The sequence below is a fragment of the Streptomyces bambusae genome, from assembly GCF_020532645.1.
In the GTDB taxonomy this organism is placed as follows: Bacteria; Actinomycetota; Actinomycetes; order Streptomycetales; family Streptomycetaceae; genus Streptomyces; species Streptomyces bambusae.
Map to the genome: position 1 here is coordinate 47971 of NZ_JAJAUZ010000021.1, position 13844 is coordinate 61814.

Here is a 13844-nt window from a genome sequence, read left to right on the forward strand (position 1 = left end):
TTGTACGGGTGCTGTCGTTCCGGACACTCACGGAGTGGGGGCGGCGCTCGCCAGGATGGTCCTGTCAGCAGGCGACGAGCAGGCGACAAGCACCAACCGGCAGGCGGCCGTCCGACCGACGGCGCGCCGTACGAGAACGGGGACGGGAACGATGGCAGCAGCGACGCAGAAGACGGCGACGGTCACGGTGTTCGGCGCGTACGGGCACACCGGCCGCTTCGTGGTGGCGGAACTCCGCGAGCGCGGGTTCGTGCCGGTGCTGTCGGGCCGGGACGCGGACAAACTGGCCGCGCTGGCCGCGGAGACGGGCTTCGCGTCCCGCCCGGCCGCGGTGGACGACCCCGCCGCCCTCGACCGGGCGCTCGCCGGCGCCGCAGCCGTGATCAACTGCGCGGGCCCGTTCGCCCACACGGCCGCCCCCGTGGTCGAAGCCGCGCTGCGGGCCGGGATCCCGTACGTGGACGTGGCCGCCGAGATCGAGGCGAACGCCGACACGTTCGCCGACTTCGCCGACCGGGCCCGGGAGGCCGGGACGGTCGTGCTCCCGGCGATGGCCTTCTACGGCGCCCTCGGCGACCTGCTCGCCACCGCCGCCCTCGACGGACGCACCACCGCGGACGAGGCACACATCGCCTACGCCCTGAGCAGCTGGCACCCCACCGAGGGCACCCGCAAGGCCGGTGCCGTCTCCCGGGACCGCAGGGGCGGCGGCCGCGTCGTCTTCACCGAGGGCCGCCTCCAGTACCGCCACGACTCCCCCGCCACCGTGACCTGGCCCTTCCCCGAGCCGGTGGGCCCGAAGGACGTGATCGCCGAGTTCACGATGGCCGACGTGGTCACCGTCCCCAGCCACCTGGACATCCCGGAGGTCCGCACGTACATGACGACGACAGCCGCCCACGACGTCCTTTCCCCGACCTCCCCGGCCTCCCCGGCCCCGGACGCCCACTCCGACCAGACCTTCCTGATCGACGTCCTCCTGCGCACCGGCGACGAGGAGCACCGCGCCACGGCCCGGGGCAAGGACATCTACGCGGTCACGGCCCCCCTGGCCGTGGAGGCCACCGCCCGCATCCTCACCGGCCGCACCCACCCGGCGACGGGCGTCACTTCGGCCGGCCGGCTCTTCGACGCCCGCGACTTCCTGGAGGCACTGTCCGGGCACCTCGATGTGCAGCTGCCCGGGTGAGACAAGGTCAACAACCACTGCCCGGCTGAGTACCCGAGCAACCCGACCGGCCGCCACGCCCCGGCCGGCCCACTGCGCGCGGTAATCGAGGCCACGCCGCTGCGGACCCAGTGGTGGATCGACGAGGCGTACCTGGGCTACGTCGATCCGGCGGACTCGCTCGCCGGGCTCGCCTCGACCGACCCGCGGGTGGTGGTCTGCACCTCGCTGGATCGTGGCGGCCTGCCGGAGCGCCCTGGACGCGCTGCGCGCGTCGGAGCGGGTCGCCCGGTGACGGCGGTCGCGGGCCTCGTGCCGTACCTCGGCGGGGCGCCGGCGGCCGGCGGCGTGGTGGTGGCGGCGACCCGGCGCCGTGAACTGATGGTCCGCTGGTGCATGTGGGCGCTCGGAGTGCCCCTGGTGACGGCCGCGTTCTGGCCGGGCCGGCGGGGACCGCGGTGCTCGCGGCCGTGGTCGGGGTGGTCGCGGTGGCGGAGTACGGCGGGCTGTTGCGGCTGGGGCGGGTGGACCGGGCGGTGCTGGGCGCGGCGGTCGGCGGGCTCGTGGTGACCGCCTGACTGGCCCCCGGCGAGGTGCTGCGGCTGGCGGCGGTCGGGGCGCTCGCCATCGCCGGGGTGCCGTCGCTGTCGGGCAATGCGGAACACGGCCTCCGGCGGGTGTCGGCGGGCCTGCTGGGGCTCGTGTGGCTGGGCGTGCTGGCCGGTCTCGTCACGACCGGCGCGCTCGGCCTCGCCCTGTTCGTGGCCGTGCCGATCGCCGACATCGTGGCGTACGCGGCGGGCCGGCGCTTCGGCGGCTCCCGGCTGTCCCCGCTGTCGCCCGCCAAGCGGTGGAGCGGCACGTTGGCCGGGTCCGCGGCCGGTCCCCTCACCCTGGCCGTGCTGTCCTCCCTGACCTGGCAGACGGCGGTGGCCGTGGCAGTCGGCGGCCCGCTCGGGGACCTGCTGGAGTCGATGGTCAAGCGGGGCGCCCACGCCAGGACGCCGCAAGCTGGCTCCCCGGCTCCGGCGGCCTCCTCGACCGCATCGACTCGCTCCTCATCGCCTTGGCGGTGCTGCTGGTACTGGGGTGAGCGAGGGGGCGACTCCCCCTTCGCCGGACGGCAGCTCGGATGCTGCTGCCGACCGGGCACATCGCCGAATCGCGGCGGCATGCGGCGGGCTGGGCCATACCGGTCCGGCACCGCCACCGGCCCGCCGCCCGGGCACCCGACCGGCTCACCCCTCCCCCTGCCCGGAAGCCCCCACCGACCCCGTTACCCCCGCCCCCAGCTGCAGCGCCGGCAGCAGCACGGCCGCCGCATCGCAGCGGGTGCAGGCCTCCGCGCCGGGCCGGAGCATCGCGTCGAGGGCCTGGTCGATGCCCAGCTCCGGACCGGCGCCCGCCGCGAGCGGGCAGTCGTGGTCGTGGACGACGACGCCGCGGCGGCCCGCCGGCCCGCGTGCGGGGCGTACCACCCAGGCCCACCGGGACGGCTCCGGGACCGGGCTGTCGTGCGCGGCCCGGTGGGTGACCACGGCCGACAGGTCCACGCCGTCGATCGGCTCCAGCACCCCGGCCGTCACCCAGGTCCGGAACTCCACCGGCTCGACGTCCCCGCCGCCGGCGTGCTGCCACAGCGGTATGCCGATCCGGTACATCCAGGGCCCTCGGTCATCCTGCCGCCGTTCGTAGAGCCGCACCTCCAGCCGCTGCCGCCCGTCCGGGAGCCGCAGCACGATCGGCGCCCACTCCTCGGGCCCGGGGCCCGTCACCGGTCCGGCCACTCACGCCGCCTCCACCCACACGCGGGCCCGGGCCTCCCGGCGCAGCTCGACGAGGTCGGCGTACGAGTGCAGGCCGTCGGTCCAGTACGGATGGGAGTACAGCGCGCGCAGCTCGCGGATCAGTGCACGCCGAAGCGTCGTGCAGCCGGTCCGGGACGGCCGCGCCAGAGCCTCGTAGGCCAGGAGCACCCTGAGCTGGGTGAGCACAAGATCGTCGGGGAATGGTGTTCGCGCCATGACTGAATTAGGCCACCTGTTCGATTTCCGGAGCAAGCCGAATCCACCCCTGGGCGCGATAGAACATCCGTACGAGTGAACGCACCGCGACCGAGCGTGACAGGTCAGGGCCGTACTCGGGTGGCGCTCCGCCGCGCGCCGATGGGCTGCAGCCTCATGGATTTCTCGTCACTTCACAGCGCGGCCGACGAGTCTGCGGCTCCCGGCCAGTCCAAGCTCATGACACCCCAGGAAAGGACGCACCATGTCGGAGCTTCTCGTCGACTTCATCACCTCGCTCGACGGCTACGCATCGGGAGAGGGGTGGCCCGGGTTCTGGGGCCTCGAGGGCCCGGAGTACCTCGCATGGCTGGGCGAGCAGCCCGAGGTCACCTACCTGATGGGAGCGAACACCTACCGCCTCATGTCGGGCTTCGCCGCGGGCGAGGTCCCGGCCGGCCAGGACGAGTTCAGGCCGGAGGAAGAGGCGTCCGTCGACGAGCTCACACGGGCGTCCAAGGTGGTGTTCTCCTCCTCCCTCGAAGAGCCGCTGACGTGGGCCAACTCCACGCTCGTCCGGGGCGACGCCGTCAAGGCGGTCCGCGCGATGAAGTCGAGCGGCTCGGGCCTCTTGAGCACCATCGGCAGCCTCAGCCTGTGCCGGTCCCTGCTGCGCGCCGGCCTGGTCGACCGCTTCCGGGTGGTGATGTTCCCCGTGATCACCGGGGCCACCGGCCAGGAACGCATCTACGACGGCTATCCCGACGTCGCCCTCGACATGACCGGGCACCGCACCTTCGACGGCCGCATCCAGCTGGTCGAGTACAAGCCCCGCGTGCTCGAGCACCCGCCGCTCGGCGCCCCTGCGTGACGCCGTTCCGTCCGCCGGGCCGGACAACCGCCGGCCCGGACAACCGTCGGCCCGGAGAGCCGCCGGGCCGGCGCCGACGGGTGCGGAGCAAGCCCACCGGGGGCCCGGCCGACATCAGAACGCCCATGCCCCCCACCCACCGCTGATTCCCGATCCGGGACCCGGGGTATGGGCTGGAAATGGCCGATCAACAACTGACCTGGCAGGGACGTGCCGCCCGGTGGGACCGGGCGCTCTTCGACGTGGTCGCGCGGCGCCACTGGCCCGCGGCCGAACGAGTGCTGCCGCGGCTCGGCAAGGCCGCCAACCACGGCGTGCTGTGGGGCGGCACCGCCCTCGCCATCTGCGCCTTCGGCCCGGCCGCCGCGCGCAAGGCGGCCGTCCGCGGCGCCGCCTCCCTCGCCCTGGCCTCCGCGACGATCAACACCGTCGGCAAGTGGTCCGTACGCCGGCCCCGGCCGCTCCTGGAGGGCGTACCACCCGAGCGGTGGCTGCCGACGCAGCCGCGCACCACCTCCTTCCCGTCCGGGCACTCCGCGTCCGCGTTCGCCTTCGCCACCGGGCTGGCGCTGCACGCCCCCGCCTGGGGCGCCGCGGTGGCCCCGCTCGCCGCGTCCGTCGCCTTCTCCCGCGTCTACACGGGCGTCCACTACCCCTCCGACGTGGCCGCCGGTGCGGCGCTGGGCGTCGCAGCCGGTTTCGCCGTACGCGGCATCGCCCGCCGGGTCGAGGAATCCCGGCTGGTCCCGGGCGGCGAACCCGTGGCCGCCGGCGCCCCCGCACTGCCCGACGGGGCCGGCCTCGTGGTCGTGGCCAACACCGGCTCCGGCACCGCCGAGGCGGCCGGCCTGGACGTGCTGCGCGCCGCCCTCCCCAAGGCCGAGATCGTCGAATGCGAAGGCCCGGACCTCCCGGACCAGCTGGCCGCAGCCGCCTCCCGGGCCACCGTCCTCGGAGCCTGCGGCGGCGACGGCACCATCAACGCCGCCGCCACAGCAGCCCTCCGCGCCTCCGTCCCGCTGGCCGTCTTCCCCGCCGGCACCCTCAACCACTTCGCCCAGGACCTGGGCCTCACCGGCCCCGCCGACACCTGCCACGCGGTCGCCACGGGACGCGCGGTCCGCGTGGGCGTCGGCCGCTTCACACCGGGCGCAGGTGCGACTGCAGCGCCGGGCGCACCCCGGCCGGAACCCCGCTACTTCCTCAACACGTTCAGCATCGGCGCGTACCCCGAACTGCTGCGCCACCGCCTCCACTGGGCACCCCGCATCGGGAGCGGGCCCGCCGCCGTGCTCGCGGCGTGGCGGGTGCTGCGCTCCGAGCGGCCCGTACGGCTGCGGATCGGCGGGCGGAACCGGAGCGTGTGGCTGCTGTTCGCCGGGAACGGCACGTACCACGGCACCGGCCCGATGCCCCGCCGCCGGGACAGCCTCGACGAGACGATCCTGGACGTCCGGCTCGTGCACGGCGGCGGCCGGCCCGGCCCCCGCCTCCTCGCCGCGGCCTTCGCGGGCCCGCTGTCCCGCTCCCCGTTCCACGTCGCGACCCGGATGCACCGCCTGCGCATCGACGCGATCCCGCCGGGCACCCCGCTGGCGTACGACGGCGAGTACGCCCCGGCCCCGACCAGCCTCGTCCTCGACAAACTCCCGGGCGCCCTGACCGTCTACCGCAACGGCTGACGGACCGTCCGTGCCCCGACATGGGTCGGCCTTCGGGCGCTGCCTGTCTTCAGCGCCCGAAGGCCGAAAGCACCGGTACGTCTCGGCTCGGGGTTCGAGACGCCCGGAGTAGCGATCCCCACCACAGAACTCCGCGCGGGGCCGTCACTGCGATCATGCACGCCCACCCCCGCCCCCGCATCCCGGCCCGAGCACGCACTAACCCGAACGGCCCTTGCCCACCCCCGGAGGGCGGCGGAGCCGGCCCGGGACAACGGCGACCCGCCGGGCACCTTCCGGTTGCGCGGGGCAGTTGCGCGACCGATCCCGAGTCCTGGGGATCTTGGGAACTCCTCAGGCCGCGTCCTCGTCGCCGCCCCGGCCGTCACCGCCCCTGCCGTCGGCGTTCGCGGCCCCGTCCTCCCGGCCCCGGAACGGGAAGAAGTCCGTGTCGAAGAAGTAGTGGCGGCGGTGGTCGATCAGGTCCGCCGGTGTGACGTCGTTCCACGGCGGGAGGGTGGCGCGGAAGCCGCGGACCTGGTCCGTGCTCTCGGCCGGCAGGTAGCGCGAGCGCGGGTGGCGGCGCTGCCACTGGGCCCACAGCTTGTCGACGAAGGCGTGGTGGAGCCAGAACGCGGGGTCGTTCGGCGAGACGCCGGTGGCCATCTGGCCGCCGACCCAGAGGTGGACGCGGTTGTGGACGTTGGGGCCGCGCCAGCCTTCGAGGTGGTTCCGGAAACCGGTCGCGCAGGTGCTGTTCCACGGCTCGGTGTCGTACTCGTCGATCGCCAGCACCGATTCCACTTCTGCCTTCGTCGGCAGCTCGGGCGCCCGCGGGGACAGGCCGAGCTGGCGGCGCAGGAAGGGGTTCTCATCGATCTTGACCTTGAGTTCCCAGTTGCCGCTGCCGTACGCGAACGGGCCGTCCATCACCTGTCCGTCGAGGTCCCGGCCGGTACCGCCGAGGAAGTCCGGCGCCCAGAGCGACGAGGCAGGGCTGCGGTCCTGGGTCCAGTCCCAGTACGGGAGGGTGACGCGCCGGTCGACGGTCTGCAGCGCCTTCTCGAACTCGATCAGCATCCTGCGGTGCCACGGCAGGAACGACGGCGAACGGTGCCCCACCCGGCTGCCGGCATCCTGGTCGCTGAGGAAGAACGTGCTGTGCAGCGTCACGAACTCCTCGTACGTGCCGTTCCGCTTGAGCGTGAGCAGGGCGTTGACGAAGCGGCGCTTCTCGGCCCGGGAGAGCCGGGCCTGGTTCTTCCGTATGTTCACCGCGCGCCTCCGGTCTGCAGGGGCAGCAGCTGGGCGCCCTTGAGGTCGACGACCGCGGCGCGGGCAGCGGCCAGCGGGCTGTCGAAGGTCTCGTAGTGGTTGACGACACTGACCCAGGTGCCGTCGGCGTTCCGCATCAGGTGCAGGTCGCGGCCGTCGATGCGGACCGACCAGCCTTCGGTGGCGTGCCCGGAGTGGTCCTGGCCGCCGGCGGCGCCGTGGCCGGAGTGGCCGGAGTGGCCGCCCTTGCGGGCCGCGGACGCGTCGGGGGCGGTGCGGACGCCCTGGATACGGCGGCCCTGGAAGACCTCGTCGAAGCCGTCGGCCCCGGCGCCGGCGTCGGCGCCGCGCGCGCCGGTACGGGGCTCCGGGTCGGCGAGCGCGGTGGAGTTGGCGACGCCCAGGGCGGACAGGGTGGATACGACGCCTGCCGCGGCCAACAGGGCGCGGCGGCGGGTGACTTGAGGCATGGCGATCCTTCGGCGGAGGGGTGGTGTGAGCCGAAGAAGTACCACCGGGCCGGGGGCCGGCAAAGCACCTGCCTAAGCCGCTGCGGACTTCCGGACGCGCAAGATCCGAGTTGCGCGCGGCGAAAGATCGACGATCTTCCGGTCAATGCCGGGACGGACACCGACGGAACCGACAATTCCGCCCGAAAAGCCCGCCCCCGAACACAAACTCTTCACCACCCCACCCACCCAGCCTGCGCCCCAGCCCCCACAACCTGACGCAAAACCCCCGCTCGGCCGGAGCACCGCTCCCTCCCCGGACTGCTGCTCTCATCCGACCCCAGCCCACGCCACCCGAACCCGCCGAGGGAGCACCGCTCCACTCCTGGATCACCGCTCACGCGTCCCCGTACGACCCGCAATCCGCTGGACACCGTCACTCCGCGCCCCGCGATACTGACCTCATGGCCGTGACCCAACAACTCGCCCGCGTCTCGGCGGAGTATCTGGCCGCATGCCGCCGTTCAGCCGAAGAATCCCCGGACGGCGACCCGGGCTGGGACCGGCCCCCGGCAGACGTACTGGACCTGGACTGGGCAGCAGCAGCCCTCCTCCGCACCCGCGAACGGGCGGGCCCGGACGACCTCCAACTGAACGCCCTCCGCGACGCCACATCGGGAGACCCGAACGTCGACGTCGGCTACCTCAACACCCATCCCCACGCCATCGGCCCGTTCGGCCCCGCCGCAACCGCCGTCACCCCCGTCCAGGTCACCCGCATCTCCGACCTGCTCGCCGACATCGACCTGCCGTCCCTCTTGGCGACCCGGCCGGCGGACGGGCCGGACCTGACCGCCCGGACCGTTGACCGCGCGTACGGATCCGGCGGGGCTTCGGAGGCGTACCTCCTGGAGCACCTCGATGCCCTCCGCGCGTTCTACCGCGAGGCGTCCCGACGGCGTCTTCACATCGTGCTGTGGTGGGACTGACCTCATCCCCCGACCCGCACAGCCTCACGACCTTCGCAGTCGCGGCAGTCGCAGCCGGTCAGCGGAACTCGTGGACGAGTTCGATCCGGCCGACGATGTGGGCGTTGAACTCCGGCAGTTCCTCGGCCGGCACCCAAAGCTCCAGGATCGTACGGCCGCCCGCCTGCCGGACCGGGTACCTGCGGACGAAGTCCGACTCGACCTCGAAGCGGGTGACGAATCCGGCGCCGTCGTGCTTGACGTTCCAGTCACGGGCGATCTTGATCGCGTAGTCCTCGTTGAGGACCGGGTAGAAGATCGGCTGGTCGGCGAGACGCGGCGGCCAGGCCCGCCACCCCGACTCCCGGACGAGTTCCAACTCCTTGGGCCCGGTCGGGCGCCACAGGGTCGTCGTCGGTGGGTGCAGGCCGGCCATGGGAAGCGCTCTCTTTGAGGTACGGACGTGGCAACCGCGGACACGGCTCGCGCGCCCCGGTCTGACCTGGCCGACCGTACTGGCTGCGCCGCCGGGGCGACCAGCGGTTTTCCGTTCACCCAGCCCTTCGCTGCATCACTGCATGCCCCACGCAAGAGCCCCCCTTCGGGCCCACTGAACGTCGCATCCGACCCCGGGCGCTACGAGGGCACGGGCAGCGAGATCGCGCGCCTCTGGCTGGAGTGGGTACTCAGCGCCATGGTTCTCGGCGAACCGGCCACCGGGCTGGGGGCGCGGCCGGCCGAGCGGGGGCGGTAAGAGTCCGGGGCGGGCGTTGTGCGGGGGCAGTCGCTCTGCACCGGCGTTGGGCGCGTGACCATGCCGACCGGCACTGACAACGCCGCGATGGGGCCCGACGGTTCTTCCATGGCGCCGTACGTGATCATGAGCAGATGAGCCTCATACTTCCGCCGATCGTTCCGCCCGGCCGCATGAGTGAGCGCGAGCAGCCGACGTTCCGGCTTGCGCACGGAATGGAGCTGCGGCCCTGGGAGGCGGGCGACGCCGGCGTGCTGGCACGGTCGTGCCTGGACCCGGACATCCGGCACTGGAACCGCCCCGAGCAGCTGACGGTGGCCGGTGCCCGCGAGAAGATCGCCACCTGGCGCCGGCGCTGGCAGAGCGAGGCTGCGGCGATCTGGGCGATCGCCCCGGAAGGGGCGGAAGCGCTCGGCCTGATCGGCGTGGCCGACCTGGACCTGCCGGGCGGCCAGGGCGAGATCCTCTACTGGCTCCTGCCGGCCGGCCGCGGCCGCGGCCTCATGACGGAAGCCACCCTCCGCATCTCCCACTGGGCCCTCCACGACCTCGGCCTCCACCGCCTCCGCCTCACCCACTCCGTCCACAACCCGTCCTCCTGCCGCACCGCAACCAGAGCCGGCTTCCCGCTGGAAGGCACCATGCGCCAAGCCCTCCTCCACTCCGACGGCTGGCACGACGAACACCTCCACGCCCGCCTCCACTCCGACCCGCCACCCTCCTGAGGGGGCCCGCGCTGCCCGTCGAGGGCCGCAAGCACCGGAACCTGGTCTGGCCCCGGTCCGCCGGCAGGGCTCATCCCCGCGGGTGCGGGGAGCGCGCTCAGGGGGCGAGCAGCAGAGACGGGCCGGCCGGTCACCGGCAGAACGGGTGCGCTGCCGGGATGGCTGCCGGGACCGCATCATGATCGCGCAGCCCCACCCGCTTCGTGTCGTGCATCCTTGGCAGCGACGGCGTTGCCGCGGACGACCCTCGTCAACCGGTGGTCGGGGCCCAGCACCCGCTCACAGTCAGCCAGCGTCCGCTCGAACAACGGAATCGCCCGAACCAAATCCCCCGCCGACTCATACGCGTAAGCCAAGTTGTTCCCCGAGTTCAAGGTGTCCGGGTGATCGGAGCCCAACACCCGAGTCCGCTCGAACAACGGAATCGCCCGAACCAGATCCCCCGCCGACTCATACGCGTAAGCCAAGTTGTTCCGCGAAGTCAGGGTGCTCGGGTGGTCGTGGCCCAGCACCCGCTCAATGTCGGCCAGCGTCCGCTCGAACAACGGAATCGCCCGAACCAGATTCCCCGCCGACCGGTAGCCATAGGCAAGGTTGTTCCGCGAGGTCAGGGTGTCCGGGTGATCGGAACCCAACACCCGAGTCCGCTCGACCAGCGTCCGCTCATACAACGGAATCGCCCGAACCAAATCCCCCGCCGACTCATACGCGCTGGCAAGGTTGTTCCGCGAGTTCAAGGTGTTCGGATGATCAGAGCCCAACACTCGCTCGCCATCGGCCAGCGTCCGCTCGAACAAAGGAATCGCCCGAACCAGATCCCCCGCCGACCAGTAGCCATAGGCAAGGTTGTTCCGCGAGGTCAGGGTGCCCGGGTGCTCAGAGCCCAACACCCGCTCAGTGTCGGCAAGTGCGCGTCGTAGATGCTTGAGCGCCCTGCCGGGCAGGCCCTGCTCGCAGAGGAAGAACCCGGTTTCACTGAGGATACGAGCGGTGACGACGGTGCCGTCGTCCTCGGTGATGTGGTCGGCGAGAAAGTCTGCGTGGGGAATCAGGGTGCGCCAGGTAGGCCATGTAGCAGGGTCGTCCAGGGTGGCGGGCAAGGCAGTGTTCAGGTTGGCGGCAGCCCGGTTGCGTGCCTGGCCGATGGCGTCGGGGGGGCGGTGAGGGTCGTCGTGGTCGGGAGTGCGCGCGAGGGCTTGGACGAGCCGGTGGATGGTCAGGCTGTCGGTGTCCGGGTCGGGGGTGATCATGCTGTAGGCCGTGAGCAGGCCGATTGCCTTGTTCCGGGCGGGTGCTTCGGCGAAGCCGTCCAGCAGGGTGATGGGGATCTGGTCGGGGGCATACCAGGCCAGGGTCCGCAGCAGGTCGCCGGCGAGCGGGTGGAGGCTGTCGATGCGGTCCAGGGTGAGGCGCCAGACGCGGGCGATGGTGCGTTCGCTCGTGGTGGTGACGGAACCGTCGCGGTACATGTCTGCGGGGTAGCGGGCGAGGAGGTCGAGGTAGGCGCGGGGGGTGGGGGTGGTGACCTGGTTTTCGACCAGGTAGGCGGCAGCTTGTTCGATGGCGAGGGGCAGGTGGCCGAGTTCGGCGCACAGTTCGGCGGCGCCGTCGAGGTTGCGCAGGCCCGTGGCTGTGGTGATCCGGGTGAGGAGGTCCAGGGACTCGTCCGGGTCGAGGACGTCCAGGCGCACCACTGTGGTGGCGTGGTTCCAGGTGGTGGCGAGCCGGCTGGTGATCAGGAGGCGGCCGGTGGTGGGGCCTTGGGTGAGGGGGGCGATGTCGGTGGGGTCGTTGACGTTGTCGAGGATCAGCAGCCAGCCGGTGTGGGTGGCCAGCCACTGCAGGGCGCGTTCGGCGAGCTTCTCCACGGGCAGGGTGTGGGCGAGGGTCGGTTGCAGAGCGGCGGCCAGGTCGGCCAAGCCCTGCTGCACGCCTGCTTCACTGTCGGCGTTGATCCACCGGACCGGAGTGCAGCCGTGGGCGCGGGTGGCGGCCCAGTGGGCGGCGAGGGTGCTTTTCCCGATTCCTCCGAGGCCGTGAATGGCCTGGACCACAGCCCTGCCGGGGGCAGCAAGCGCGGCGTCGAGCCGGTCCAGTTCGCCGGTGCGGCCGACGAAGTGGTGGGGGCGGTTGTGGAGGTTGTCCAGCCCGGGCGGGGCATCCACCTCGGCTGCCGGCCGTAACGTCTCGGGAGGCAGCGCTAACGCTACGACGCTTGCGTTGTCGCCGGTTACCGCAGGCCCGTAGCTGTCGCCGGCGATGGCGATGGACCGCTCCCCGCCCGCGTCTGACCTGGCCGGAGGCCGAGTGGGCGCAGGCGGCTGGGGCCCCTCGGCCGGCTTCCGGAAAGGCCACCTCACGGCTGTGTACCGCCGTGGTGGTCACCGGTCGACAGGGGGCCGGTGTTGTCGCCGCCGATTGCGATCGAGCGGTCCCCTGCCGCGGACACTGTGCCCAGGGCCGGCTGAGCGGAGGACTGCTGGGGCGTCGGCTGCCCGCCCGCGGCCTGATCGGAGGGCGGGCCAGGGGTAGGGGCATGGGTATCGCTGGTGGAAATGCTGCCCGAGTTGCTGCCGCCGATTGCGACCGCGCGCCCGCCGGGGGCCTGGACCACGGGGCCCAAGGGTTCGCTTCCACTGGGGCGAGCGGCAAAGCCGTACCCCCACATGCCGGCCAGCGCCGCCACGGCCGCACCGACTCCCGCGGCCACCGACCATCGGACCCCGGAATCCTCCAGCACCGACGGCAGAACCAGCACCCCGCACAACCATGTGGGCACCGCGAAGCCCGCAACCGTCACGAGGCCCGCCACCACCCACCTGCCGAACCGTCCCACGCCCGCCCCTCCCCGAACGATCGTCCGTGTCCCCATCACAATGGCAGTCGCAGGCCGTTCCTGACGCCCCATCTGCGCGGACCAGGGACCTCTCCGAGGTGCTGTGTGCCCTTGGGGCGGGCGGAGGTGTCGGTGACGGGCTTAGTCGGCGCCCTCACGACGTCGCCGCACCATCGCCCTGCCGTACCGAAGTGCCCACACACCGGTGAGGAGCGTCAACGAGGAACCGAGGCTGCCGAGGAACTCCGGAATCGCGGCTGCCAGCAGCGCGTTCACCGGTCGGCCCGCCCGAGGGCGCGCTCGGTGTGGAGCTTGCCAAGTCGCTTGAGCTTGCGGCGGACCCGCTCCCCGGCGCTGTCGGGATCCGGCTCGTGCACGGCGGCCGCGGCCCGGCTCCAGCTGGCCTTCGGGTCGCCGGCCCACGCACGGGCGACGGCGGCCTCGGCGGGATTGAGGCCACGCAGCACGGATGGGAGGCGGGCGTCGCTCATCTCGTCGGCGAGGAGATCGTCTTCGGGGAGGCGGTGGTCGATGGCGAGGTCCGCGAGCGTGAGGGTGGAGGTGAGAGGGGACTGGAGGAGGCCAACCCTCTGACCCCGAATCCGGTGGTCCCACACCGGCTTCCACCGTTGCCGCTCCATCGCCAGGTGGGTGTTGAGGATGTCCAGGAGCTCGGGATCGGTCAGGTAGCGGCCGAGGTCGTCCACCCAGTCGCCGAGAAGCGCGTCGATCAGCCAGTCCCGGCAGTCCTCGGGACGCCGGATCCCCAGCACGTGCCGCGCGAAGGCGTCGACTGCCGCGTGGTCGCCCTCGATAGCCGCGTTCCGCGCCGCCAGGGCGGCACCCAGCACGATCCGGCGACTGAAACGCACGACGTCGTTGACCAGCTTGGCCCAGCAGAGGAACGAAGGGTGGGCGCCCAGGTCGTGGACGGCGAACTCGAAGTCCGCCATGCCGTCGCGCCACCAGATCGTTCGAAAGACGAACCTGGCAAAGCGGTCAGCGCGCAGCAACTCGGCCGAGCGGCAGAGAAGAAACGCCTGCAGTCGTTCCCAGAGGGGTCCAGGCCGACCGATGAGGACCTCGCGGACACACGGTGCTGCCCGGTCGGGCACCGGCCGCCGCCTTGAGGCC

Annotated in this window: 12 protein-coding genes and 2 pseudogenes; 7 read left to right on the plus strand and 7 right to left on the minus strand. The window is 72.5% G+C overall.

Annotated features, from left to right (window positions below):
* Window positions 1-151: 151 nt before the first annotated feature.
* The 3 genes and pseudogenes from LG634_RS16880 (at window position 152) to LG634_RS16885 (ending at window position 2261) form a co-directional block, all read left to right on the plus strand.
* Window positions 152-1189: a saccharopine dehydrogenase NADP-binding domain-containing protein gene (locus LG634_RS16880; RefSeq protein ID WP_226734656.1), complete on the plus strand. Its 1038-nt coding sequence runs from the start codon at window positions 152-154 to the stop codon at window positions 1187-1189.
* 33 nt (window positions 1190-1222) lie between these two features.
* Window positions 1223-1405: pseudogene (locus tag LG634_RS38230) on the plus strand (histidinol-phosphate aminotransferase family protein); the annotation flags it as partial.
* Window positions 1406-1459: 54 nt separating this feature from the next.
* Window positions 1460-2261: pseudogene (locus LG634_RS16885) on the plus strand (phosphatidate cytidylyltransferase).
* A gap of 145 nt (window positions 2262-2406) precedes the next feature.
* Here LG634_RS16885 and LG634_RS16890 read toward each other — a convergent pair.
* Together LG634_RS16890 and LG634_RS16895 are read right to left on the minus strand one after the other, a co-directional pair.
* Window positions 2407-2955 carry a DUF6233 domain-containing protein gene (locus LG634_RS16890; RefSeq protein WP_226734657.1) on the minus strand — a complete coding sequence of 183 codons (549 nt, stop codon included), beginning with the start codon at window positions 2953-2955 and terminating at the stop codon, window positions 2407-2409.
* The gene (locus LG634_RS16895; RefSeq protein ID WP_226734658.1) at window positions 2956-3192 is read right to left on the minus strand and encodes a hypothetical protein; all 237 of its coding nucleotides are present in this window, start codon (window positions 3190-3192) and stop codon (window positions 2956-2958) included.
* Between the two features lie 244 nt (window positions 3193-3436).
* Here LG634_RS16895 and LG634_RS16900 point away from each other — a divergent pair, with 244 nt between their 5' ends.
* Both LG634_RS16900 and LG634_RS16905 read left to right on the plus strand, forming a co-directional pair.
* Window positions 3437-4042, plus strand: coding sequence for a dihydrofolate reductase family protein (locus LG634_RS16900; protein ID WP_226734659.1), 606 nt, complete (start codon window positions 3437-3439; stop codon window positions 4040-4042).
* 179 nt (window positions 4043-4221) lie between these two features.
* A complete protein-coding gene (locus LG634_RS16905; RefSeq protein WP_226734660.1) occupies window positions 4222-5724 on the plus strand; it encodes a bifunctional phosphatase PAP2/diacylglycerol kinase family protein in 1503 nt (500 codons plus the stop codon).
* Between the two features lie 333 nt (window positions 5725-6057).
* Here LG634_RS16905 and melC2 read toward each other — a convergent pair whose 3' ends face one another.
* Both melC2 and melC1 read right to left on the minus strand, forming a co-directional pair.
* A complete protein-coding gene (gene melC2 / locus LG634_RS16910; protein ID WP_226734661.1) occupies window positions 6058-6978 on the minus strand; it encodes a tyrosinase MelC2 in 921 nt (306 codons plus the stop codon).
* On the minus strand, window positions 6975-7448 hold the full coding sequence (gene melC1 / locus LG634_RS16915) for an apotyrosinase chaperone MelC1 (RefSeq protein ID WP_226734662.1): 474 nt from the start codon (window positions 7446-7448) through the stop codon (window positions 6975-6977). The genes melC2 and melC1 overlap by 4 nt, the downstream gene beginning before the upstream one ends.
* Window positions 7449-7891: 443 nt before the next feature.
* Between melC1 and LG634_RS16920 the strand changes: the two genes are divergently transcribed.
* Entirely contained in the window at window positions 7892-8416 is a 525-nt protein-coding gene (locus LG634_RS16920) for a YfbM family protein (protein ID WP_226734663.1), read from the plus strand.
* A 58-nt stretch (window positions 8417-8474) separates the two neighbouring features.
* On the opposite strand, the gene LG634_RS16925 is transcribed toward LG634_RS16920, so the two are convergent.
* Window positions 8475-8831, minus strand: a complete 357-nt coding sequence (locus tag LG634_RS16925) for a hypothetical protein (RefSeq protein ID WP_226734664.1) — start codon at window positions 8829-8831, stop codon at window positions 8475-8477.
* Between the two features lie 452 nt (window positions 8832-9283).
* Between LG634_RS16925 and LG634_RS16930 the strand changes: the two genes are divergently transcribed.
* On the plus strand, window positions 9284-9874 hold the full coding sequence (locus LG634_RS16930; RefSeq protein ID WP_226734665.1) for a GNAT family N-acetyltransferase: 591 nt from the start codon (window positions 9284-9286) through the stop codon (window positions 9872-9874).
* 176 nt (window positions 9875-10050) lie between these two features.
* On the opposite strand, the gene LG634_RS16935 is transcribed toward LG634_RS16930, so the two are convergent.
* Both LG634_RS16935 and LG634_RS16940 read right to left on the minus strand, forming a co-directional pair.
* Window positions 10051-12039 carry a tetratricopeptide repeat protein gene (locus LG634_RS16935; RefSeq protein ID WP_226734666.1) on the minus strand — a complete coding sequence of 663 codons (1989 nt, stop codon included), beginning with the start codon at window positions 12037-12039 and terminating at the stop codon, window positions 10051-10053.
* Window positions 12040-12982: 943 nt separating this feature from the next.
* Window positions 12983-13663: a hypothetical protein gene (locus LG634_RS16940; RefSeq protein ID WP_226734667.1), complete on the minus strand. Its 681-nt coding sequence runs from the start codon at window positions 13661-13663 to the stop codon at window positions 12983-12985.
* Window positions 13664-13844: the final 181 nt, after the last annotated feature.